The sequence below is a fragment of the Streptomyces sp. VNUA24 genome, from assembly GCF_029167005.1.
In the GTDB taxonomy this organism is placed as follows: Bacteria; Actinomycetota; Actinomycetes; order Streptomycetales; family Streptomycetaceae; genus Streptomyces; species Streptomyces scabiei.
In genome coordinates, this window is the sequence record NZ_CP119143.1 from 1,713,535 (window position 1) to 1,735,350 (window position 21,816).

Consider the following 21,816-nt stretch of genomic DNA (forward strand, 5'->3'; position numbering starts at 1 on the left):
GGAACATCTGGGATGAGCGACGACGACCCGTTGTACCTGGAACCCCGGCTGGAGCCGCGCACCGCGGCCCTGCTGGACTCGGCACCGCTGCTGCACACGTTGGTGGACGCGCTCGGCTCCCCGCTGAACGTCCTCCTGCCGGACCAGATCGCCGACAACGTACGGCGCTTCCGTGCGGTTCTCGACCGCCACCGGCTCTCCGGGCGGATCTACTTCGCCCACAAGGCGAACCGCGCGGGCTCGCTCGTACGCCGGCTCACCACGACGGAGGCGGCCCTGGACGCCGCGTCGCTCGGCGAGCTGCGGCACGCGCTCGGCTCGGGGTTCACGGGGTCCCGGATCATGGCGACCGGCCCGAAGGACCCGCAGTTCCTGTGGCTCGCCGCGCACAGCGGGGCGTGTCTCAACGCCGACGGTCCCGCCGAGCTGGAGCGGGCGGCGGGCCTCGTGCGCGCGCACGGACTGCCGCGCGTCCGGGTCCTGTTGCGGCTCTCCGGCTTCGAGGCACCCGGCCCCCGGACGCTCTCGCGCAGGAGCCGTTTCGGTACGCCCGTGAAGTCCCTGCACCTGCTGCTGGACGTCCTCGACCGGCACCGGGAGGAGCTGGAGCCGATCGGCGTCGGCTACCACCTCGACACCACGAGCGTCGACGAGAAGGCGGTGGCCCTCGAAGGCTGTCTCCGGGCCATGGAGGAGCTGCGCGTCCGCGGGTTCCGGCCGCGTGTCGTCGACGTCGGCGGCGGCTTCGGCGTGAACTACCTGGCGCACGCGGCCCAGTGGGAGCGGTACACCACCGAGCTGACGTCCGCCGTCCTGGGCGCCCGGCCTCCCCTGACCTGGGGCGGCCACGGATACGGTCTGCGGGTCGAGAACGGCACCCTCAAGGGCGCCCTGAGCCTGTATCCGGCCCATCGGCCCACGGCCGGCGCCGCGTACCTCGACGAGTTGCTCTCCCGCCCGGCCCCGAGCCTGGGCCGTCCCCTGGGCACCCTCCTGCTGGAGAGCCTCTACGACCTCTGTGTCGAGCCCGGCCGGGCCCTGGTGGACCAGTGCGGGCTCACCCTCGGCAAGGTGCTGGAGGTGCGGCCCACGGACGGCGGAGAGCCCCTGGTGCGTCTGGCGATGAACGCGGGTGACCTGGGACTGGAGGACCACGGTGTGCTGATGGACCCCGTGGTCCTGCCGCGCGACCCCGCCCCGCGCGGCCGGGCCGGGCCGGTGGGGGTCCATCTCCTGGGCAATCTCTGCCTGGAGGCGGACCTCCTGACCCGTCGCACGGTGTTCCTGCCCCGGCTGCCGCGCTCCGGCGATCTCCTCGCCTTCGTCAACACGGCCGGATACTGCATGGACTTCGCCGCCACCCACGCCCAACAGCAGCCCATGGCACGCAAGGTGGCCGTCCACGAGGAGAACGGCAGGCTGCGGTGGTGTCTGGACGAGGAGTACTGGCCGCTCGACCGTACGGGGGATGCGCAGGGATGAGGTACGACACGATCACCGACGCCATCGGCGACACACCACTGGTCCGTATCGACCAGGCCGTGCACGGCCTGCGCAACATCGACCTCTACGCCAAACTGGAGATGCTCAACCCCTTCGGCTCGCTGAAGGACCGGGCCGCGTGGGGCATGACCCGCCGGGAGCTCGCCGGCGCCAAGGAGCGCGGCGAGACGATCGTGGAGCTGTCCAGCGGGAACACCGCGAAGGCGCTGGCGCTCATCGCCGGTCTGCACGGGCTGCCGTTCAAGAGTGTCACCAACCGGATGCGCGTCCCCGAGATCAAGGACCTGCTCCTGCTGCTGGGCGCCGAGATCGAGGAACTGCCCGGCCGGACCGAATGCCTGGACCCGACCGACACCGACGATCCGCTGACCGTCTTCCACCAGCGGCTGAACGGCCCCGGCGGGGCCCATCTGCACACCGACCAGTACTTCAACGCCCTCAACGCCGAGGCGCACGCCACCGGGACGGGCCCGGAGATCATCGCCGACCTGGACGGCAGGGCTCCCGACTGGTTCATCGCCTGCGTGGGCACGGCCGGCTCCTCCACCGGTGTGGCCCGGGCCCTGCGCGCGCACGACCCGGCGGTGCGGGTCGTCGGACTGGTCGGGCAGAAGGGGGACTTCATCCCCGGCATCCGTACCGTCGACGAGGTGCGGGAGGTCGGTCTCTTCGACCCGGCCACCTACGACACCCTGGAGGCGGTGGGCGCCGACGAGGCCATCGAGGGGATGCTCACCCTGCTCCGCCGCTGCGGCCTGCTCGCCGGGCCCACCGGAGGGGCGGCCTACTTCGGCGGCGTCCGCCATCTCCGTTCCCTGGACGCCGAACTGACGGAACGCAGGACCGCCGTCTTCATCGTCTGCGACCGGGTGGAGAGCTATCTCGACTACGTGCGCCGGCGTCGCCCGGACCTGCTGGGCCGCCCTCCCGTGCGGAACTCGGTCACCACGCTCACCGACTCCGAGATCCGTGCGGCGGCCGTCGTCGACGTCGAGGACGCGCAGAAGTGGATCGCGGCGCAGCGCCCCCTGGTCGTCGACCTGCGCGGCCCCTTCGCGTACGCGGCGCTCCACATCGACGGCTCGATCAACATCGTGGACGAGCTGTTCGACGAACTCCTGCGGGGCGGGCTGCCCTTCGGCACCCGGCAGCCGGTGCTGCTCGCCTGCCCGGTCGGCGAGAAGTCCGCCCGGTACGCGGCCCTGCTCACCCGTATGGGCCACACGGACGTCCGCAGCCTGGCCGGCGGCATCATCGCCTGGCGGGACGCCGGTGCGCCGCTGGTGCGTGACTGACATGGCCGGACCGGGCACACGGCCGGCGGACCTGCGGGACCTGGCCTCGTGGCAGGAGCCGTTGCGCGCCCAGTTCCCGATCGTCGTCGGACACCCGGACCTCGCCTACCTGGACAGCGCGGCCACCAGCCAGAAACCGCGGCCCGTCCTGGACGCCGTACAGCGGTATCTGACGACGTCGAACGCCAACGCCGGGCGGGGCTCGTACCCGTGGGCCAACTCCACGACGGCGCTGGTGGAGAACGCCCGGGAGCGGGTCAAGGCGTTCCTGGCCGATCCCGACCCGGAGCGGTCGTCGGTCCACTTCACCAGCGGGACCACCGAAGGACTGCGCGGTGTCGCCCGGGACTGGCTGCCGGGGCTCCTCGGCGACGGCGACGAGATCGTCGTCCCCTTCGCCGACCACCAGGCGAACCTGTCGCCGTGGCTGGAGGCGCGGGAGCTGCTGGCCCGGCGCGGGGTGCGCATCCGCGTGCGCCCGCTGCCGTACCAGGAGAGTTCGGGTGACTACGATCCCCGGGCGCTCGCCGGGATCGTCGGTCCCCGCACCCGCTTCGTGGCCGCGACCCACGTCCACCACGTCCGTGGTGTCGACATGAACGTGCACCGTCTGCGGCAGGCCGTCGGGCCCGAGGTGCCGATCTGTCTGGACGCGGCGCAGGGCGTCGGCCATCTGCCGCTGTCGACGGCAGCCCTGGACGTGGACCTGGTGGTGTTCTCCGGTCACAAGACGATGGCGCTGCCCGGTACCGGTGCCGTCTGGTCGCGGAACCTCCGCGGCCCGCGGTTCCGGCCCGGCGGCTGGAGCGGCACGCCCAACACGGTCGGCATCGTCTCCCTGACGGCGGCGCTCGACTGGCTGGACGCCGCCGGGACCGACCGGATCGAACGCTGGACGGTCGCCCTGACGTCCCGGCTCACGGACGGACTGGCCCGGATGGACGCCTACGAGGTGCTCGGCTGCCGCTCCAGCCTCACGGCCGACACCCGGGTGCAGCGGCGCCGGAGCCTGGTCACCTTCCGGCATCGCGGGATCGACTCACGGGACCTCGGCTTCATCCTGTTCAGCCGCGGGTTCATGGTGCGCACCGACGGCCACTGCCAGGCGGGCCGGGAGGCGGAGGAGGGGTCGGTCCGGGTGAGCCTGCATGTGCACAACACCCCCGGGGAGATCGACGCGTTGCTCTCCACCCTCGCCAATCTGCAATGATTTCCATGAGCAGAAGCGGGACGGGACGGAGGCAGTGCGACCGGCATGGATGTGAGCACGGCGACGGCGGCGCGCTGGGTGGAGCGCTGGGAACGTCAGCAGCAGCTGTACGCGGTCGACCGCGAGGAGCGGTTCGAGGTCATCGCGGACCTGGTCGAGCAAGTGACACGCGACTGCCGCGCGCCCCTGGTCATCGACCTCGGCAGCGGCCCAGGATGCCTGGCCGCACGGCTCGCCGGCCGGCTGCCGACGGCCGAGGTGCTCGCCGTGGACGCGGACCCGCTCCTGCTGGGGCTCGGCAGCGCCCACTACGGCAGCGCCCTGCGGTACGTCAGAACCCTGATCGGCGCACCCGGCTGGCTCGACGCGCTCGGCCTGGTCCGCCCCGCGGACGCGGTGGTGTCGACCACCGCCCTGCACTACCTGGGCGCGGACACCCTGCGGCGGGTCTACGGGGAGCTGGCCGGTCTGCTGCGCCCCGGCGGCATCCTGGTCAACGGCGACCACATCAGTCCGGACTCGGCGAAGGTCTGCGAACTCGCGAACGACCTCGGCCGGCGCCGGGCCGCCCGGAGCACCGCCTCCCCCGCCGATGACTGGGACACCTGGTGGGCGGGCGCGGCCACCGATCCGGAGCTGGCCCCCTTCCTCGCCCGCGTGGACGAGGGCGGACGCCCCCGGTGCGAGGGCAACGACCTGACCCTGTCCGGCCATGTGGCGCTGTTGCGCGAGGCGGGCTTCGAGCACGTCGGAGCGGTCTGGCAGGTGGGCCCCAGTCATGTCCTGGCCGCCGTCCGCTGAGCCGTGTCCGGGCAGGTCAGGAGGCCGCCCCGGCCGGCGGCTCGCCGCTCTCGCGCGTCGCGCGCCCCAGGTAGGTCACCGGGCCGGGGTCCGGGACCCGTATCTCGTGGAAGCCCATGCGGTCGTAGAAGGCGCGGGCCGGGGTGTTGGCGGTGACCATGCAGAGGTGGACGGCCGCCGTCCCCGCGGTGTCCAGGGCCCGCAGGAAGGTGCGCATCAGGGCCCGGCCGAACCCCCGGCCCTGCCAGGCGGGGAGGAGGTCGATGTGCAAGTGGGCCGGATACGAGGCGAGTTCGGGCACGAGCATGCGTTCGGGGTCGTGCAGGAGCCCGGCGATCTCCTCGTCGGGGGTGGCCGGCGGGCCGGGGGGTGCCGGATAGCGCTCCGCGACCAGGGGGAGCCAGCGCGCGCGGAAGGCGTCGACGAAGGCGGGGGTGTCCGCGGTGCCGAGGATGTAGCCGACGGCCCGTCCGCGGCCGTCGTCCAGGACGAAGGTCAGTTCCGGCTCCAGGTGGGCGTACGGCGTGGCGAAGGCCGCCGGGAACACGCCGGGGTCGGTGTAGAAGGGTGTGCTGTCGCCACCGTTGTGGGCGGTGCGGACGCAGATCTCGTGGAGGTCGTCACGGTCCCCGGGGCGGTACGGGCGTACTGCGGGAGGCGAGGTCATCGCAGCATCCTGCGCGGTGCCTCGCCCTTGCGGCAACCGTCCGGGAGCGGGCGGCCACCCCCGTCCGTACGACGGAGCGCACGGCCACACCCCGCCCCGGCGGGCGTGCTCAGCCGGCGGCGGCCCCGAACCACCGCGTGAGGCGGTCGGGAAGGTCCCGCCGGTCCTCGCCGGCCCACGCGACGTGGCCGTCGGGGCGCAGCAGCACCGCGGGCACGTCCACGTCCTGCGGGGTGTCGACGACGTGGTCGACCCGGTCCGCCCAGCCTTCGACGGAGAGCGTGCCGGCCGGGTCGAGCAGCAGGCCGCGGCCGGCGTGCGTCAGCTCGTAGAGCCGGCCCCGCTTCAGCCGTACGTCCCGCATACGGCGGCCGAGGAGGTCATGGCCCTCGCCGAAGTCGTAGCGGACGTCGACCGCGGTGATCATCCCGGTGATGTACCGGTTCACCTCCTCGAAGTCCATCAGCTCCGAGAGCAGTGCCCGCAGCGCGGCGGGGCCCGCACCGGAGCCCAGCAGGGTCATCTGCGCGCGGGTGTTGGCCAGTACGCGGGCCGCCACCGGGTGCCGCTCGGTGTGGTAGCTGTCCAGCAGGCCCTCGGGCGCCCAGCCGTTGACGGCGGCGGCCAGCTTCCAGCCGAGGTTGAACGCGTCCTGCACCCCGAGGTTGAGCCCCTGTCCCCCGGTCGGCGGGTGGATGTGCGCCGCGTCCCCGGCCAGCAGCACCCGGCCCACCCGGTAGCGCTCGGCCTGCCGGGTGGCGTCGCCGAACCGGGAGAGCCAGCGCGGTGAGTGCACCCCGAAGTCGGTGCCCGCGAAGGCCCGCAGCCGCTTCCTGAACTCGTCGAGGGTCGGCGCGGCGGCCCGGTCCTCGGTCACTCCCTCGGCGGGCACGACGACGCGGTAGGTCCCGCCCTCCAGCGGGGCGATGCCGAACCTCAGCTCGGTCTCACGGACCTTCGCGACGGCGGCGGCGATCGTCGCCGGGTCCGCGGTCGCCGCCATGTCCCCCAGCAGCGTCTCGACCGTGGCCGGCTCGCCCGGGAAGGCGACGCCGAGGAGCTTGCGCACCGGGCTGCGGCCACCGTCGCAGCCGACGAGGTAGCGGGCGCGCAGGCGTGTGCCGTCCGCCAGCTCGGCGGTCACGCCGTCCTCGTCCTGGCTCAGCCCGGCCAGCTCCCGGCCGCGCCGGATGTCGGCGCCCAGCTCGACGGCACGCTCGTGCAGCAGGCGCTCGGTGACCGGCTGCGGTGTGGCCACGCCGTACGCGTGCGCCGTGTCCAGGGTGTCCGGCCAGGGCTTCATGATCCCGCCGAAGAGGCCGCCCGCCCGGAACGTCTCGCTGACCGCCAGGAACCGGTCCAGCAGACCGCGCTGGTCCATGATCTCGACGCTGCGCGCGTGCAGCCCCTGTCCTCGGGACTCGCCGGTCGGCTCGGTCAGCTTCTCCAGTACGACCACGCCCACGCCGGCCAGCCGCAGTTCGCCCGCCAGCATCAGCCCCGTCGGCCCGCCGCCGACGACGATGACGTCGATCATCCCCTACCCCCTGTGCGCGGATTCCCGGTTCGGTCGGCGATTGTGCGGCAGGGACGGGGCCTTGCCGCAAGCCCCCCGGCGCGCTATAAGTTGAGCGTGGCAAGGAGTGACGGACTCCTTGCCTTTGTCGTTCCCGGCACCACGGCTCCGGCCGGTTCGCGCGACGGCCCGGGCCGTGCCCACAATGGCGCATGCCGGGAACGGAGTGTCCGACGTTCTCCCGGACCGCTGACGGCCCGGGTCGTGCGGTCAGCCGCTCAGGCGGCGGTGCAGGAGCTGCTTGCCGAGGTCGGCGCCCTTGCGGCTGTCGGCCTGTGCCTTGCGGAACAGCTCGGCCACCTCCGTGTCCTTCTCCCGCTCCGCGTCCTCGATGTACGTCTCCAGGCGCAGCGCGTTGTCCAGACATGCCTCGACGTACCAGATCAGGTTGTAGTCCTTGTCGGTGGTACCGGTCACCCGCCCGGTCTCGGTGCTGCTGGTCACGTTCTCCTCCTCCTGTCGTGGCGGAAGGGCGCCGCGCCTGCCCGGCGCGGCCCCCGAAGCTCCGCCCGGGTACCCGGGGCACTCGCCGTGTACACGGATCGGTCCCGGGCTTCGGGCGGTGAGGTGTCCTGGCGCCGTCCATGGGCACACGGCTGTCACCACCTAGCGCGAAAGGGCCGGATGACGTGCGTACCGTCGGAGTGGAAGAGGAACTCCTGCTGGTCGATCCCGAGACCGGCGAGCCGCGGGCACAGGCCGCGGCGGTGCTCGCGCGGGCCGCGCAGGAGGGCACCGGCCAGGACGTGTTCGAGAAGGAGCTGCACGACGAGCAGGTGGAGTTCGCCACCCATCCGCAGTCCTCGATGGCCGACCTGGGGGCGGAGATCGTCCGCTGCCGCAAGGACGCGGCGCGCCACGCGGAGGACCTGGGCAGCGCGGTCGTGGCACTGGCCACGTCGCCGCTGCCGGTGAGCCCGACGATCACCATGAACGGCAGGTACCTCTGGATGGCGCGCGAGTTCGGCCTGTCCACGCAGGTGCAGCTCGTCTGCGGCTGCCACGTCCATGTGTCCGTCGAGTCCGACGAGGAGGGCGTCGCCGTCCTGGACCGCATACGGCCGTGGCTGTCGGTCCTGACGGCCCTGAGCGCGAACTCGCCGTTCTGGCAGGGCCACGACAGCGGGTACGCCAGCTACCGCACGCAGGTGTGGGACATGTGGCCGATGGCCGGGCCGGCCGACATCTTCGGTTCGGCGGAGCGGTACCACAGTTGCGTCGCGGACCTGATCTCCACGGAGGTCGTACGCGACCAGGGGATGATCTACTTCGACGCGCGGCTGTCCCAGCGGTATCCGACCGTCGAGATCCGGGTCGCGGACGTCTGTCTGCACCCCGACACCGCGGTCCTGATCGCCACCCTCGCCCGGGGGCTCGTGGAGACCGCGGCCCGGGAGTGGCGGGCGGGTCTGGACCCGCTCCCGCACCGTACGGGGCTGGTGCGGCTGGCTGCCTGGCGGGCCGCCCGCTCCGGGATGACGGAGACCCTCCTGGACCCGGCGACGATGCGGCCCCGGCCCGCCGCCGAAGTGATCCACGCGTTGCTCGACCACGTCGAGGAGGCCCTCGCCGACCACGGTGACACCGAGCTGGCCCGCGCGTCCGTCGCCGAGCTGATGGCACGCGGCAACGGGGCCCGGGTGCAGCGCGAGGTGATGGAGCGCACCGGGAGCCTGCGCGAGGTCGTCTCGGCGTGCGTACGGCACACTCAGCGCTGAGCCCGGCGGCCCCGCGGCCTCCCCGGGGCGGGCTCCGAGCCCCTGCCGCGGGCCCGTGCGCGTAGGCGGCCCTCGACCGGGGTACTGCGTGAGGCACGTGGGGCGGAGAGGTCCGCCGTGCGCACCGCGGTCCCGTCCGCGGGTGGAGCAGGAGGAACCCGACCATGAGCGCGTGGAGTCCGGACGACCTGGACCGGCGGCCACCGGGCCCTGCCGCCCGGCCGCCGGACGGGCTGCCCGATCTCCGGCACGCGGGCATGTACCTGGTGCGGGACAACGGCGTCATCGCCTCGGTGAACGCCCGCGCGGCGGAACTGCTCGGCCGTCCGGCCGGCGAACTCGTCGGCCGCGACGCCCACGACCTGCTGCACCGCGACCATCTCGGGCAGGCGATGCCCCGGTCCTCGTGCACGATGATGCGGGTGTTCCTCAGCGGCCGTACGGGCGGCGGGGACCGCGAGTGGTTCGCGTGCGGCGACGGCACGCTGCTGCCGGTGACCTGGCTGGTCACCCCGTGCGGGCTGGAGGACGGCACGACGGGCGCCGCCGTCCTGTTCTACGAGAGCGCCGCGGGGAACGAGGCGTTGCGGCCCACCGAGCCGACCGCGCTGTCGCAGCTGGACCGGCTGGCCCTGCTCGCCGAGACGACGACCCGGCTGACGTCCACGCTGGACGCCGACGAGGCCGTCGCACGCCTGGTCCGGCTGGTCGTGCCGCGCCTGGCGGACTGGGCCGTGGTGGACCTGATCACCGAGAGCGACGACGTCTGGCGGACCACGGTGGCGACCCACCACAACGGTGCCGTGGTGCGGCGCGAGGAGCTGGAGGGACCACTGCCACCGGTGCACGAGGAGTCGCTCATGCCGCTGTCCCGGGCCCTGCGCGGGGCGGCGTCGACCCTGGCCGGGCCGGAGACCTATCAGGGGCCGCCCGATTCGGGGATCACGGTCGCGCAGCAGAGGCTGTTCCGGGAGACCGGTCTGCGCTCGGCGGCGATCGCGCCCATCCGTGGGCCCCGCGCGGTGCTGGGCGCCCTCACCCTCGGTCTCAGCGACCGGCCGGGCACCTTCACCGAGGCCGAGCTGTCCCTGCTGGAGGACATCGCCCGCCGGGCCGGGCTGGCGCTGGAGAACGCGCGGCTGTACCAGCGTCAGCGGCACATCGCGGAGACCATGCAGCGCCATCTGCTGCCGCAGATGCCGGAGGTGCCGGGCCTGCGGATGGCCGCGCGCTACGAGTCGGCGTCGAAGTCCTCCCAGGTCGGCGGCGACTGGTACGACGTGTTCCCGCTGTCCGACGGTGCCACGGCGGTGGCGATCGGCGACGTCGTCGGGCACAACATCGACGCGGCGGCGGGCATGGCGCAGGTGCGCAACATGCTCCGGGCCTACGCCTGGGCCCTGCGGGAGCCGCCGAGCGTCATCGTGGAGCGGCTGGACCAGGCCGTGGTGAACGTGGCCGAGGCGTCCATGGCCACCCTGATCTTCGGCCGGGTGGAGCGGAGCGACGAGGGCTGGACCCTGCAGTGGACCAACGCCGGGCATCCGCCGCCGCTGCTGATCACGCGGGACGGCCGGTCGCGGTTCCTGGACGAGGAGCACGACCATCTGCTGGGCACCGGCCTGACGCGGGCCCGCTCGGACACCCTCACCCCGCTGCCGCCGCTGTCCACGCTCGTGCTGTACACGGACGGTCTGATCGAGTCGCCGGGGCAGATGCTGGACCGGGGCATGGCCCGGCTGCGGCAGCACGCCGCGGCGCTCGCCCACCGGCCCCTGCACGTCTTCTGCGACCTGCTGCTGGAACGTGCCCGTCCCGTGGACAACGACGACGACGTGGCGCTGCTGGTCTTCCGGACCCCGGCCCTGGACGGTGAGCCGGATGCGCTGTGACGCGCCGACGTCGACCAGGGGCACCGGAGAGGCACTCTCTTCCCCAAGGCCCCACACATCCCTACGCTTTCGCACGCGTAGCAACTCCGCTCACGGGAAACACGAGCGTCGGAGGGGGACACGCCATCGCGTCCGCCTCAGGAACCCGAGCGGGGGAACACAAGTTGGCAACAGAGCCACGTAGGGACGAGAAGCTGCCTGCCGAGGAGATCTACGACGGTCACGCCGCCTTCGACGGAGAACTGGGCGACGTGACAGGGGCGCGCACGGCCGCCGAGGGCTTCCTCGGTGTCCTCGCGCGCACCTCGCCGCCGGCGGCGGTCGAGCACTGGGACGACATCCTGCTGGTGGTCACGGAGCTGGCCGCCAACGCGGTCCAGTACGCTCCGGGGCGCTTCGAGCTGACGCTGCGGCGCACCATCGACGGGGTCCATGTGACGCTCGGGGACACGAGCACGACATCGCCGGCGCCGCGTCCCTTCAGTCCCAGCAAGGGCGGGGGCGGGATCGGCTGGTACCTGATCCACACGCTGTGCGACGAGGTGAGCGTGGTGGTGCACGAGCACGGCAAGGACGTGCACGTGTTCCTGCCCTGGTGAGGCGGGGGCGGGGGAAGGGACAGCGAGTGCCGGGGTGCCGCGTCAGGTCAGCGGCACCAGTACGGTGATCGTCTTGCCGCCGGCCGCGTGGTGCACGACGCGGACCTCGCGGGACAGCCGGTTGATCAGCGGCCATCCGTAGCCGTTGCCCTCGTGGGCACGCGGAAGCGCGCCGTTCCCGTGGAGGTCCCTGGGAACGGCGGCGCTGTGGTCGCGCACGCTCAGCCGCACCCCCGCCGGGGTCAGGCCGACGTCGAAGGCGGCGAGGCCGCCGCCGTGCCGGATCGCGTTGGTGACGAGTTCGGACACGACGAGCAGGAGATCGATCACGGCCTCCTCGGCCGCCGGCCCGGCCGGAGAGCGCCACCGCTCCCCCACGAGGGTGCGCACACGGCGACGGGCCGCCGCCGCGGTGGTGATCGCGAGCGGCGGCCGGGCCGGCCGGGCGGGCCCCTGCCGCGCGGGAGGGGTGGCGTGGTCGGTGAGGCGGTGGCGTTCCGTCGACGTCACGGGACGTGCGGGTTCGGCGACCCGGGACGGCACGGCCGGTCAGTGTTCATGGAGCGCCGCATACCCACTGGCGCGCGAAGCATGGCCGTCGGCCTCCGAGGCGAGGATCACACGCTTCCCGCACAGCTCCGCGGTCGCGGTGGCCTGGGCCGCGGCGAGCTGGCCCCGTGCCGCCTCCAGGGCCTGCCGTATGTCACGGGTGCCCGTGGACACGCACAGCGTGTACGCCAGGTCCTGGACGCGCCGGGTGGTCTGGGGATCGCTCTGCTCACCCTCGTGGGCCACGAGTGACTCGTACTCCTCGACGAGCCTGCGCAGGGTCGCGGGGTGGGGCATCAGCATCTGTGTCGCTCCTGGGTGATTCCGGTGACGGCGGCGGGAGGGAGGTGAGGCGGTGGAGGGTCAGGAAGGGGGCGTGGTCCGGCCGAGGGCCTCCTCGCGGACGCGGGCGCAGCTGCGGCTGATGAGACGGGAGACGTGCATCTGGGAGATGCCCAGGCGGTCGGCGATCCGGTTCTGGGTCATGTCCTCGAAGAAGCGCATGTAGAGGATGGCCCGCTCGCGCTCGGGCAGGCGGCTCAGCCCCTGCTTCACCGACTCGCGGTCCACGACCACGTCGTAGGCGGCGTCGGGTGCGCCGAGGGTGTCGGCGAGGTTGTAGCCGTCGTCCCCGGAGGACATCTCGGCGTCCAGGGACAGGGCGCTGAAGCTGTCGAGCGCCTCCATCCCGGCCTGCACCTCCTCCTCCGTGAGTCCGGCGAGGGCGGCGATGTCGGCGATCGAGGGCTCGGCGGAGCCGCCGGAGGTCTGGCTGAGTTCACGGCGCGCCACCCGCACCTTGTTGCGGAGGTCCTGGACCCGCCGGGGGACGCGCAGCGTCCACATCCGGTCGCGGAAGTGCCTCTTGATCTCGCCGGTGATGGTGGGCACGGCGTAGCTCTCGAACGCACCCCGCTCCGGCTCGAAGCGGTCCACCGCCTTGACCAGGCCCATCGCGGCGACCTGCCGCAGATCCTCCAGCGACTCGCCGCGGTTGCGGAAGCGGCTCGCGATGCGGTGGGCCATGGGCAGCCAGGCACGGACGAGTTCGTCGCGGACGTGGTCGCGTTCGGGTCCCGGGTCCATCGCGGCGAGCCGGGCGAAGGCGGTGGCGGTGTCGGGGGCGTCGTCGTGCGTCCTCCTGCTCTCGGACGTACCGGGACGAGCGGAGGTGTCGGGACGTGCGGAGGTGTCGGGACGAGCGGAGGTGTCGGGACGTGCGGAGGTGTCGGGACCGTTCGCGGACACATTGACCAGCATGGGAAATCGCTCCTGAACGACGCTTTCAGGGACTTGCGGCAGGAAACGGTGGAGGGCGACCGGTCCGTGCGCGGACACTCCGCTTCCGCCGACCACCTCCGATCCGGAGGCGTGGGACACCGATTGCCCCCCGATTCCGTGGGCAAACAACCGTCTGCGCAGTCGCGGTCACTCATGTGCCGGGCCCGGCGCCGGCCGCCCGCGGTGCCGGCGGCGACTTCCGGCCAGAGTGGTGAGCGACACGGCCCCTTTCGTGTTCCGGGGGGACTGAGTCGCCCGTTCCGGGGCAAGCGTGGGGTGGCAACGAGGCTCTGGGCGAGAGGGGTGGACAGCATGGCAGCCGTGACGGCACGTACGACTACGGCCACGGCACGGGGGAGGGTCATGACGGAGGCGGGGGACCTCCCGCTGATCGAGGACCCGTCACAGGTCAGGCCCAAGGACGCGCGAGCGATGTCGCGGCAGTTCTTCGACCGGCTGGCTGTGCTGGACGAGGGCACGCACACCTACCAGTACGTGCGCAACACGCTGATCGAGATGAACCTGTCGCTCGTGCGGTACGCGGCCTCGCGCTTCCGCGGGCGTGAGGACTCCCTGGAGGACATCGTCCAGGTCGGGACGATCGGGCTGATCAAGGCCATCGACCGGTTCGAGCTGTCCCGCGAGGTGGAGTTCACCACGTTCGCCGTGCCGTACATCGTCGGCGAGATCAAGCGGTTCTTCCGCGACACGAGCTGGGCGGTGCACGTGCCGCGCCGGCTGCAGGAGGCCCGGGTGGAGCTGGCCCGCGCGACGGACGAGCTGCAGTCCCGGCTGGGCCGGATGCCGACGACGCGTGAGCTGTCCGAGCTGATGTCGCTGTCGGAGGAGGAGGTCATCGAGGCGCGCAAGGCGTCCAACGGCTACAACACCTCCTCCCTCGACGCCGCCCTCACCTCCGACGGCGGCGACGACGGCGACGCCGTGCTCGGCGACCTCATCGGTGAGGAGGACCACTCGCTGCAGCTCGTCGAGGACTTCCACTCCCTGGCGCCGCTGATCGCCCAGCTCGACGACCGGGAGCGGCGCATCATCCATCTGCGGTTCGTGGAGGAGTGGACGCAGTCTCAGATCGCCGAGGAGCTGGGGGTGTCGCAGATGCATGTGTCCCGGCTGATCAGCCGGATCATCAAGCGGCTGCGCACGGGGCTGCTGGAACCCGGTGTCGCCTGATCGGGCCGGTGTGTCCGGACGATTCGCGGGTATGCGCACGGGCGCATCGCCGGGCGATGCGTCGAATTCCGTGCATCGGGGCACCCGTCCCGATCGGTAGCGCCTTGGAGGCTCTTGTGTCCGTTGCCCACAACCCGCTGTCGATCAAGGTCGACCTGCCCAGGGACGACGCCGTGCTGCTCACGATCGAAGGGGAACTGGACATCGACACGGCGACCGAGCTGCAGCACCATCTGGCGAACCAGTTGCGCCACGGCCGCAGGCACTTCCTGCTGGACGTGTCGGCCGTGCCCTTCATGGACTCGTCGGGCATGAACATCATCCTGCGGACCTACCAGGAGGTGCGGCGGATCCCGGGCGGTGTCTATGTCATCGCCCCGACGGCCGCGGTGCGGCGCATACTCGACCTCACCGGGGTCAGTCTCACCGTCGCCACGGTGGACAGCGTGGACGAGGCGCTGGCCGCCGTGGACTCCGGGCACGTCGCCTCGCTCCCGGACGAACGCCCGGCGGAGGAATAGCCGTTGGCGACGCGTCGACGCACCGGCGGGCCGTGGCGTTCGGCCCTTTCCGTCGGTGCGTCAGGGCGCAGCCATGGCCAACAGTTGTCGTTTGACAACTATGGCCGGAAGGCAACAGAGTGAGCCGGGCCAAGAGTGTGGGAAGGGTTGGGATGATGCTGTCGGACCAGGTCGGCGGCGGTCAGGCGCTCCGGGCGTCGTCGGTGTCCGACTCGTGGATCTGCGCCGCCGCGGTCGCGCAGAACGCCTCCAGGCCCTCCAGCAGCGCGGTCCGCTTCGCGGCGGGCATCTGCTCCAGCACGGACCGCAGGGCCCGTTCGCGACGGTCGCGCAGGTCCACCAGGAAGGTCTGTCCGCGCCGGCTCAGCCGCAGACACAGTTCGCGCCTGCTCGCCGCACTGACATGGCGCTCGACGAAGCCCACCGCTTCCAGGCGGTCGCAGAGCCGACTGGTGGAGGGCGGTGTGGAGCCGAGCGCGTCGGCGAGCATCCGCAGGTTGATGCCGTCGTTGTGCTCCAGGATGAAGAGCACGCGGAGCTGGGAGGCGGACACCGGGGCCGTCGAGGCGCGCCCCCACAGGACCTCCAGCAGCTCGGCCGCCTCGGAGGTCACACGAGCCACCTCGTCCGGCCGCGGGTTGGAGGAGGAAGTCACGGGCCCACTCTTCCAGGCATCTCGAACACTGTCAGCTCTGGAAAGAATGGCGTATCCGACATCGTGAACAGATTCGTGGCAGCCGAACGGGCACTGCGCTCCGCTGCTCCGCACCACCTGCTGGACGCCCTGCGCGAGGTACTGGGCGAGGACGCCTGGTCCGCGCGGGAGGTCGAGCTGTACCTGGCCGACTACTCGCTCACCGCGCTGCGACCCGTCTCCACGCGCCCCGACCCGCCGGACCCCCTGCCGATGCACGCCGGTCCGACCGGCCGGGCGTTCGGGGCGCAGGAACCGTATCTGGAGAAGCGCGGCGACGGCCGGGTGCGGGCGCATCTGCCGGTCACCGTGCGCGGTGACCGGCTGGGCGTGCTGCGGCTGACGCTGCCGTCCGCCGCGCACGCCGAGGAGGCCCTGACCGAACTGACCGAGCTGGCGGGGGTCCTGGCGCACGAGCTGGTCGTCGCCGAGCGCGACACCGACCTGTACGTCCGGGCGCGGCGCGCCAGCCGGCTGACCCTGGCGGCGGAGATGCAGTGGCAGCTGCTGCCGGCCCGCTCCTCCACCACCGCGGAGTACGCGCTCGGCGGCCAGCTGGAGCCCGCCTACGCGATCTTCGGCGACAACTTCGACTGGTCCGCCGACGCCGACCGTCTGATGCTGTACGTCACCAACGGCATGGGCGAGGGTATCGAGGCCTCCCTGCTGACCAACCTGGGCATCAACGCGCTGCGCAACGCCCGGCGGGCCGGAGTCCCCATCGCCGACCAGGCGGCCCTGGCCGACCAGGCCCTGCACGCCCAGTACGGCGGGTCCCAGCACCTGTCGGTGCTGCTGCTGGACCTGGACCTGGCCACCGGTCACCTGCGGATCGTCGACGCGGGCTCGCCGCGGATGCTGCTGCTGCGCGAGGGGAACGTCTCCGCCGTCGCCCTGGACGCGCAGCTGCCGCTGGGCATGTTCGAGGAGACCCAGTACACCTCCCAGGAACTGACGATCGAACCCGGGGACCGGCTCGTCTTCGTCAGCGACGGGGTGTACTCCGTCGCCACGCCCGGCGGGGAGGAGTACGGCGAACGCGCGCTGGCCCGCGCGATCAACGCCACGCGGCTGCTGCCCGCCGCCGACGTCCCCGGCGCGGTGCTCCGGGAGCTCTCCGGCCACCGCGGCACACCCGTGGCGGACGACGACGCGCTCGTGGTCTGTCTCGACTGGTTCGGCCGGGGGGAGTCCGCCCGAACCCCCCGATGAGTCACGCCCGACAGTCGTCTCCCGCACCGGGGGGCGCGCCAGTGAGTGAGGAGAGACCCGTGCCGGAACAGGACACGGCAGACCGGCAGTTGACACCGGCGCAGGAGGTGGCGGAGTTCCTGCGCCGCCGCCAGGAACAGATCGCACAGCGCTGGGCCGACGCGGCGCTGTTCCGCACCGTCTTCACCCACTCGCGGGACGAGGCGGTCGAGGCGGGCCGGGCCGTCGTGGACGCGCTCGCCGCCGTGGCCGCCGCGGACACCGTCGCGGACGCGGAGTCCGGCGGCTTCCAGGTCGTCCGCGAACAGCTCGCGCGGACGGCCGCCTCCCGGGCGCGGGCCGGCTCTACCGTCACCCAGATCTCCACCGAGGTGGACGCGCTGCGGCCGCCCGTCACCGAGCTGCTGGTCGCCGAGCTGGCCGCGGCGCCGACGGCACACCTGCGCGAGTGCGCCACGACGCTGACGGTCCTGATGGGCACCCTGCGTCTGGTGGTGCTGGAGACGGCGCTCAGCGAGGGCGAGGAACTCATCCACCGGCAACGCCTGCAGCTGCTGGAGGTCGCCACCCCGGTGATCAGCCTGTGGGAGGGCATCGTCGCCGTCCCCCTGATCGGCACGCTGGACAGCGCGCGCAGTCAGGTGGTGATGGAGCGGCTCCTCGACTCGATCGTCGAACAGCACGCCCGGTTCGCGATCCTGGACATCACCGGCGTCCCGACCGTGGACTCGCTGGTGGCCCAGCACCTCATGAAGACCGTGGCCGCGGCACGCCTGATGGGAGCCGAGTGCATCGTCTCCGGCATCCGGCCGCCGATCGCGCAGACCATCGTCCACCTGGGCATCGACCTCAGCTCGGTGCTCACCCGCACCAGCCTCGCGGACGCCCTGGCCTACGCGCTGCGCGAGCTGGGCACGGACATCGTGCCCCGCGGCGCGGCCGGTTCGGGGCACCGGTGAGCGGCGGACTCTTCGCCGCACACGGCGGTCCGTCCGCGTACGGGGCGCCCGTACCCGTGCTCAAGCTGGGCAACGTGCTCCTGGTGTCGCTCCAGGGAGACCTGCACGACGGCGCGGCGGAGCAGCTGCAGCAGGACATCAGTTCCACCGTGGCGCGCAGCGGTGCCACGGGCGTGGTGATCGACCTGTCCGGGGTGGAGATGGTGGACTCGTTCCTGGGCCGGGTGCTCGGTGACATCGCCGCCCAGACCAGCCTGCTCGCCGCCGGGACCGTGGTGGCGGGCATGCGTCCGGCGGTCGCGATCACGCTGGTGGAACTGGGGCTCACCCTGCCGGGACTGCGTACCGCGCTCACCACCGAGGACGCGCTCCGCCTCCTCGGCGAACCGGATCCGGCCCTCCCCCGCCGAGGACACGCACGCCAGGAGAGTCCGTGATGCAGACCGCCGGCGGCATCTCCGCCTGCCTGCCGATCCACTCGGACCTCGATCTGGTGTGGGTACGTCAGCATGTGCGGCAGGCGGCCGCCCAGCTCGGCTTCGGTCTGGTCGAGCAGACCAAACTCGTCACCGCGGCCAGCGAACTGGCCCGCAACACCCTGGTCCACGGCGGCGGGGGGCAGATGCGGTGCGAGCCCGTGGACAAGGGCGGCGCGCGCGGGCTGAGGCTCGTCTTCAGCGACGACGGCCCCGGCATCCCGGACCTCGACCAGGCCCTCGTCGACGGCTACACCTCCGGGGAGGGGCTGGGCATGGGCCTCGGCGGCGCCCGGCGGCTGGTCCACGAGTTCGCGATCGACAGCCGTCCGGGCTCGGGCACCGCGGTCACGGTGACCTCATGGACGGCGGGTGCGCCCCGCCCGCGCGAGGAGCGGTGATGCCACGCGTCTGGGAGGTTCCGGTGCACGACTCGACCCGGGTGCGTGACGCCCGGGTGGCGGCCGAGGCCGCGGCGGCGCGGGCCGGGCTGGGCGCGGACCGTGCCGCCGGCTGCGCGCTGGTGGCCACCGAGCTGGCGACCAACCTGCTCAAGCACGCCGGCGGCGGGCTGATACTGCTGGACGTCGTCTCGCGGCCGGCGCCGGAGCGCCCGGACGGCGCGGCCCCCCTGGTGCAGATCGTGGCGATCGACCACGGCCCGGGGGTGCGCGACGTGGCCAGCGCGCTGCGCGACGGCTACTCGACGACGTCCTCGCTCGGCGCGGGCCTCGGCACCTGCCGCCGGGTCGCCGACGACTTCGACCTGCACAGCACGGTCGGCCGGGGGACCATCGCCCTGGCCCGGCTCGGCGCCCGCGCCGCGCGCCGGGGCGGGCCGGCCCCCTCCCCCGCCGCGGACGTGCGTGCCGGGGGCGTCAACGTGCCGTTCGCCGGGGCCGAGTTCTCCGGCGACGCGTGGGCGTGGGTCCGCGAGGGCGACCTCACCACGCTGATGCTCGCCGACGGTCTGGGCCACGGCACGGCGGCGGCCCGTGCCTCCTCGGCGGCGGTGGAGCAGCTGTACCGCGCGCCCGGACTGGCCCCCGCCCAGCTGCTGCGACGGCTGGAGGGCGCGCTGCGCGACACCCGCGGCGCGGCCGTCGCCGTCGCCCAGCTCGACGCCGCCGCGGGCAGGCTGCGGTTCTCCGGCATCGGCAACATCGGGGCGCGGCTGCGCACCGGCGCGCAGTGGCAGCCGATGCTGTCACGGCCCGGCATAGTCGGCGCCCACCGGGCGGCCCACCTGCCGGAGCACACGGCGCCCTGGGGGAAGGACTGTCTGCTCGTGCTGCACAGCGACGGTCTGCCCAGCCGCTGGAGCCCCGGGCCCGCCGCCCACAGTCCCTCACTCGACCCCGCTGTGATCGCCGCCGTGATCGTGCGCGATGCGAGCAGCCCCGCCCGGCCGGTCCGCGACGACACCACCGTCGCCGTACTGAGCCCCTCCCCGCCGGACCGCTTCCCATGACCCGTACCTGGCATGTCAGCTCCGTCATCGACGCCGCCCGGGCCCGTATCGCCACCGCGCGGCTGGCCACCGCGCACGGGGTCTCCGCGACCGACCGGGCGCGGCTGGTGTCCGTGCTCTCCGCGCAGCTGCGGCAGTGCCTCACCAAAGGGGGAGGGTGGCTGCTGACGGCGCGGGCCACGACGGCGGGGCCCGGCGGCGGCCGGTTCCTGGTCGAGGTGACGTCGGCGAACCGGCGGCCGGGCGAGTTCCGTCAGCCGTGGCGGCTCACGGTCGCCTGCTCCGTGGAGGGGCGCCTGCCGGACAGCGGGCATGTGCCCGGTGATCCGGAGACGCTCGCGGAGGCCCTGTTCGGGGCCGACGAGGACGCCGCGCTGCTGCTGGAGAAACTCGACGGGCAGGAGGCGCTGGTCGCGTTCCACCGCGAGGAGCTGCACCAGACCAACCAGGGTGTCCTCGCGCTACACGCCGAGCTGGACGCGGCCGGACGCGCGCAGCGCGACCTCTTCGCCGCCGAGCAGAAGGCCCGCGAGGAGGCCGAGAACGCGCGCGGCCGGCTCACCTTCCTCGCCGACTCCAGCGCCGCCCTGACCGCCTCCCTCAACCCCGACGCGATCGTGCGGCTGCTGCCCACCCTCCTGGTGCCCCGGTACGCGCGCGCCGCGGACGTATGGCTGTTCGACGGGGAGGGCGACCCGGCCCGCGGTGGCCCGCGCCCGGCCGCCGCCGTGCTCGCGGCCCGCCGCGGCCGCCCCCAGTACGCCGCCGACCACCCGGGCGGGCTGCCCGGCGTCGACGACCAGCCGCCCTCGGCGCTCGACCCGGCCCGGCCCCTGCTGTGCGTGCCGCTGATGACCCGGGGCGCGCCGCAGGGTGTGCTGACGCTGTCCCCGCCCGACGACCAGCGCTGGGACGCCGACGACGCCGTGATGGTGATCGAACTGGCCCGGCGCGCCGGGGTCGCCCTGGAGCACGCCCGGCGCTTCGAGCACAACCGCGACATCGCCGAGACCCTGCAACGGGCCCTGCTCACCGAGCTGCCCACCACGCCGGGGCTGGGGCTGGCGGCCCGCTATCTGCCCGCCACGCGGGGGCTGAACATCGGCGGCGACTGGTACGACGCCTTCCGGCAGCCCGACGGCAGCCTCATCACCGTCATCGGCGACGTGACCGGGCACGGACTGCGCGCGGCGGTGATGATGAGCCAGCTGCGGACCGCGCTGCGCGCCTACGCCGTGGACGGGGAGACACCCGGCCGGCTCCTCACGCGTCTGCATCTGTTCCTGCACCATCTGCAGCCCGATCTGTACGCCACCGCCGTCATCGCGCGGTTCCATCCGCGCGAGCCCACCCTCACCTGGGCCGCGGCGGGGCATCCGCCTCCGGTGCTGCGCGCGCCCGACGGGCGGGTGACGGTCCTGGACGCCAAGCCGGGCGCCATGCTGGGCATCCCGCTCCATCAGGAGATCTCCGACCACACGGTCCCGCTGCCGCCGGGCTCGACCCTGGCGCTCTACACCGACGGGCTGGTGGAGCGCCGGGCCCAGGGCATCGACCCGGGCATCGACCGGCTGGCGACCGCCCTCGCGGGGCTCGAACCGGCCACGCTCGACGGCGATCTGGAGGACTCGGCCGACCGGCTGCTGCGGCCGCTGCTGGACGAGGAGCACGAGGACGACGTGTGCCTGCTGCTCTGCCATGTGCGCGGCGAGACCGGGCGGTCCTCGGCGCGGCTCAGCTGACGGAGCCGCCCAGGGTCCGCAGTGCCCGCTCGACCCGTGCGCGCTCGGCCGCGGGCATCGCCGCCAGGGCGTCGGCCAGTCGCGCCGACAGCCGCTCGGTGATGTCCGTCAGGAACCCGACTCCGCGCTCGGTGACCACCAGCAGCACCTCGCGGCGGTCGCCGTGGCGGACGCGCCGCTGGAGCAGACCGGCCGCCTCCAGCCGGTCGCAGAGCCGGCTGGCCGTGGGCAGCCCCACCCGCAGGCTCTCGGCCAGGGCGGTCAGGTTCAGCTCGGGCCTCCGGCGCACCGCGCGCAACGCCAGTATCTGTCTGGGGGACAGCCGGGGGGTCACGTCCTCGACCGCCGAGAACCACAGCGGCACCAGATTCTCCACGGCGTCGAGAAGCTGCCGGTCGATGTCGCGGGGGCCCGTCATGCGGGGGGCCTACCCGAAGCGCCCCGGAGTACTCTGCCGTC

Annotated in this window: 23 protein-coding genes; 15 read left to right on the forward strand and 8 right to left on the reverse strand. The window is 73.1% G+C overall.

The window, feature by feature from the left end; translation table 11 throughout:
* Positions 1-12: 12 nt before the first annotated feature.
* Genes PYR72_RS07075 through PYR72_RS07090 form a run of 4 tightly spaced genes read left to right on the forward strand, consistent with a single transcriptional unit; the run spans position 13 to position 4,809 of the window.
* The gene (locus PYR72_RS07075) at positions 13-1,482 is read left to right on the forward strand and encodes a Y4yA family PLP-dependent enzyme (RefSeq protein ID WP_275454460.1); all 1,470 of its coding nucleotides are present in this window, start codon (positions 13-15) and stop codon (positions 1,480-1,482) included.
* The gene (locus PYR72_RS07080; RefSeq protein WP_275454461.1) at positions 1,479-2,798 is read left to right on the forward strand and encodes a pyridoxal-phosphate dependent enzyme; all 1,320 of its coding nucleotides are present in this window, start codon (positions 1,479-1,481) and stop codon (positions 2,796-2,798) included. Before PYR72_RS07075 ends, PYR72_RS07080 begins: the two co-directional genes overlap by 4 nt.
* A gap of 1 nt (position 2,799) precedes the next feature.
* On the forward strand, positions 2,800-4,008 hold the full coding sequence (locus tag PYR72_RS07085; protein WP_275454462.1) for an aminotransferase class V-fold PLP-dependent enzyme: 1,209 nt from the start codon (positions 2,800-2,802) through the stop codon (positions 4,006-4,008).
* 45 nt (positions 4,009-4,053) lie between these two features.
* Positions 4,054-4,809 carry a class I SAM-dependent methyltransferase gene (locus PYR72_RS07090; protein ID WP_275454463.1) on the forward strand — a complete coding sequence of 252 codons (756 nt, stop codon included), beginning with the start codon at positions 4,054-4,056 and terminating at the stop codon, positions 4,807-4,809.
* A 16-nt stretch (positions 4,810-4,825) separates the two neighbouring features.
* Here the strand turns inward: PYR72_RS07090 and PYR72_RS07095 are convergent, their stop codons facing one another.
* The 3 genes from PYR72_RS07095 to PYR72_RS07105 form a co-directional block, all read right to left on the reverse strand.
* A complete protein-coding gene (locus PYR72_RS07095; RefSeq protein ID WP_275454464.1) occupies positions 4,826-5,476 on the reverse strand; it encodes an N-acetyltransferase in 651 nt (216 codons plus the stop codon).
* A gap of 109 nt (positions 5,477-5,585) precedes the next feature.
* A complete protein-coding gene (gene rox, locus PYR72_RS07100) occupies positions 5,586-7,013 on the reverse strand; it encodes a rifampin monooxygenase (RefSeq protein ID WP_275454465.1) in 1,428 nt (475 codons plus the stop codon).
* A 249-nt stretch (positions 7,014-7,262) separates the two neighbouring features.
* Complete coding sequence (locus PYR72_RS07105) at positions 7,263-7,496, reverse strand: hypothetical protein (protein WP_275454466.1); 234 nt, start codon at positions 7,494-7,496, stop codon at positions 7,263-7,265.
* 185 nt (positions 7,497-7,681) lie between these two features.
* Between PYR72_RS07105 and PYR72_RS07110 the strand changes: the two genes are divergently transcribed.
* The 3 genes from PYR72_RS07110 (at position 7,682) to PYR72_RS07120 (ending at position 11,261) form a co-directional block, all read left to right on the forward strand.
* Positions 7,682-8,770: a glutamate--cysteine ligase gene (locus tag PYR72_RS07110; RefSeq protein WP_275454467.1), complete on the forward strand. Its 1,089-nt coding sequence runs from the start codon at positions 7,682-7,684 to the stop codon at positions 8,768-8,770.
* 164 nt (positions 8,771-8,934) lie between these two features.
* Complete coding sequence (locus PYR72_RS07115; RefSeq protein WP_275454468.1) at positions 8,935-10,662, forward strand: SpoIIE family protein phosphatase; 1,728 nt, start codon at positions 8,935-8,937, stop codon at positions 10,660-10,662.
* A gap of 164 nt (positions 10,663-10,826) precedes the next feature.
* Positions 10,827-11,261, forward strand: a complete 435-nt coding sequence (locus tag PYR72_RS07120; RefSeq protein ID WP_275454469.1) for an ATP-binding protein — start codon at positions 10,827-10,829, stop codon at positions 11,259-11,261.
* Between the two features lie 42 nt (positions 11,262-11,303).
* Here the strand turns inward: PYR72_RS07120 and PYR72_RS07125 are convergent, their stop codons facing one another.
* The 3 genes from PYR72_RS07125 to PYR72_RS07135 are packed head-to-tail and all read right to left on the reverse strand — an operon-like array spanning position 11,304 to position 13,070.
* Positions 11,304-11,771 (reverse strand): ATP-binding protein, encoded by a 468-nt coding sequence (locus tag PYR72_RS07125; RefSeq protein ID WP_275454470.1) that lies wholly within the window; start codon positions 11,769-11,771, stop codon positions 11,304-11,306.
* Positions 11,772-11,810: 39 nt separating this feature from the next.
* Positions 11,811-12,113, reverse strand: a complete 303-nt coding sequence (locus PYR72_RS07130) for a DUF5133 domain-containing protein (RefSeq protein WP_275454471.1) — start codon at positions 12,111-12,113, stop codon at positions 11,811-11,813.
* A 60-nt stretch (positions 12,114-12,173) separates the two neighbouring features.
* Entirely contained in the window at positions 12,174-13,070 is an 897-nt protein-coding gene (locus PYR72_RS07135) for a SigB/SigF/SigG family RNA polymerase sigma factor (RefSeq protein ID WP_275454472.1), read from the reverse strand.
* Positions 13,071-13,454: 384 nt separating this feature from the next.
* On the opposite strand from PYR72_RS07135, the gene PYR72_RS07140 reads away from it, so the two are divergent.
* Positions 13,455-14,282 (forward strand): RNA polymerase sigma factor SigF, encoded by an 828-nt coding sequence (locus PYR72_RS07140; protein WP_275454473.1) that lies wholly within the window; start codon positions 13,455-13,457, stop codon positions 14,280-14,282.
* 116 nt (positions 14,283-14,398) lie between these two features.
* The gene (locus tag PYR72_RS07145) at positions 14,399-14,803 is read left to right on the forward strand and encodes an STAS domain-containing protein (protein ID WP_275454474.1); all 405 of its coding nucleotides are present in this window, start codon (positions 14,399-14,401) and stop codon (positions 14,801-14,803) included.
* A 181-nt stretch (positions 14,804-14,984) separates the two neighbouring features.
* On the opposite strand, the gene PYR72_RS07150 is transcribed toward PYR72_RS07145, so the two are convergent.
* Entirely contained in the window at positions 14,985-15,416 is a 432-nt protein-coding gene (locus PYR72_RS07150; protein WP_275454475.1) for a MarR family transcriptional regulator, read from the reverse strand.
* Between the two features lie 105 nt (positions 15,417-15,521).
* Between PYR72_RS07150 and PYR72_RS07155 the strand changes: the two genes are divergently transcribed.
* Genes PYR72_RS07155 through PYR72_RS07180 form a run of 6 tightly spaced genes read left to right on the forward strand, consistent with a single transcriptional unit; the run spans position 15,522 to position 21,357 of the window.
* A complete protein-coding gene (locus PYR72_RS07155; RefSeq protein ID WP_275454476.1) occupies positions 15,522-16,709 on the forward strand; it encodes a PP2C family protein-serine/threonine phosphatase in 1,188 nt (395 codons plus the stop codon).
* 59 nt (positions 16,710-16,768) lie between these two features.
* A complete protein-coding gene (locus PYR72_RS07160; protein WP_275454477.1) occupies positions 16,769-17,668 on the forward strand; it encodes an STAS domain-containing protein in 900 nt (299 codons plus the stop codon).
* Positions 17,665-18,105 carry an STAS domain-containing protein gene (locus tag PYR72_RS07165; protein ID WP_275454478.1) on the forward strand — a complete coding sequence of 147 codons (441 nt, stop codon included), beginning with the start codon at positions 17,665-17,667 and terminating at the stop codon, positions 18,103-18,105. Before PYR72_RS07160 ends, PYR72_RS07165 begins: the two co-directional genes overlap by 4 nt.
* On the forward strand, positions 18,105-18,545 hold the full coding sequence (locus PYR72_RS07170) for an anti-sigma regulatory factor (protein ID WP_275460348.1): 441 nt from the start codon (positions 18,105-18,107) through the stop codon (positions 18,543-18,545). Before PYR72_RS07165 ends, PYR72_RS07170 begins: the two co-directional genes overlap by 1 nt.
* Entirely contained in the window at positions 18,545-19,615 is a 1,071-nt protein-coding gene (locus tag PYR72_RS07175) for a SpoIIE family protein phosphatase (protein ID WP_275454479.1), read from the forward strand. Before PYR72_RS07170 ends, PYR72_RS07175 begins: the two co-directional genes overlap by 1 nt.
* The gene (locus PYR72_RS07180; RefSeq protein WP_275454480.1) at positions 19,612-21,357 is read left to right on the forward strand and encodes a SpoIIE family protein phosphatase; all 1,746 of its coding nucleotides are present in this window, start codon (positions 19,612-19,614) and stop codon (positions 21,355-21,357) included. Before PYR72_RS07175 ends, PYR72_RS07180 begins: the two co-directional genes overlap by 4 nt.
* Here PYR72_RS07180 and PYR72_RS07185 read toward each other — a convergent pair.
* Entirely contained in the window at positions 21,350-21,775 is a 426-nt protein-coding gene (locus PYR72_RS07185; RefSeq protein WP_275454481.1) for a MarR family transcriptional regulator, read from the reverse strand. The genes PYR72_RS07180 and PYR72_RS07185 overlap by 8 nt on opposite strands.
* Positions 21,776-21,816 lie beyond the last annotated feature (41 nt).

Coding starts and splice junctions, on each gene's coding strand:
- PYR72_RS07075 (WP_275454460.1), top strand. CDS start 13: ATGAGCGACGACGACCCGTTGTACCTGGAACCCCGGCTGGAGCCGCGC.
- PYR72_RS07080 (WP_275454461.1), top strand. CDS start 1,479: ATGAGGTACGACACGATCACCGACGCCATCGGCGACACACCACTGGTC.
- PYR72_RS07085 (WP_275454462.1), top strand. CDS start 2,800: ATGGCCGGACCGGGCACACGGCCGGCGGACCTGCGGGACCTGGCCTCG.
- PYR72_RS07090 (WP_275454463.1), top strand. CDS start 4,054: ATGGATGTGAGCACGGCGACGGCGGCGCGCTGGGTGGAGCGCTGGGAA.
- PYR72_RS07095 (WP_275454464.1), bottom strand. CDS start 5,476: ATGACCTCGCCTCCCGCAGTACGCCCGTACCGCCCCGGGGACCGTGAC.
- rox (WP_275454465.1), bottom strand. CDS start 7,013: ATGATCGACGTCATCGTCGTCGGCGGCGGGCCGACGGGGCTGATGCTG.
- PYR72_RS07115 (WP_275454468.1), top strand. CDS start 8,935: ATGAGCGCGTGGAGTCCGGACGACCTGGACCGGCGGCCACCGGGCCCT.
- PYR72_RS07130 (WP_275454471.1), bottom strand. CDS start 12,113: ATGCTGATGCCCCACCCCGCGACCCTGCGCAGGCTCGTCGAGGAGTAC.
- PYR72_RS07135 (WP_275454472.1), bottom strand. CDS start 13,070: ATGCTGGTCAATGTGTCCGCGAACGGTCCCGACACCTCCGCACGTCCC.
- PYR72_RS07140 (WP_275454473.1), top strand. CDS start 13,455: ATGACGGAGGCGGGGGACCTCCCGCTGATCGAGGACCCGTCACAGGTC.
- PYR72_RS07170 (WP_275460348.1), top strand. CDS start 18,105: ATGCAGACCGCCGGCGGCATCTCCGCCTGCCTGCCGATCCACTCGGAC.
- PYR72_RS07175 (WP_275454479.1), top strand. CDS start 18,545: ATGCCACGCGTCTGGGAGGTTCCGGTGCACGACTCGACCCGGGTGCGT.
- PYR72_RS07180 (WP_275454480.1), top strand. CDS start 19,612: ATGACCCGTACCTGGCATGTCAGCTCCGTCATCGACGCCGCCCGGGCC.
- PYR72_RS07185 (WP_275454481.1), bottom strand. CDS start 21,775: ATGACGGGCCCCCGCGACATCGACCGGCAGCTTCTCGACGCCGTGGAG.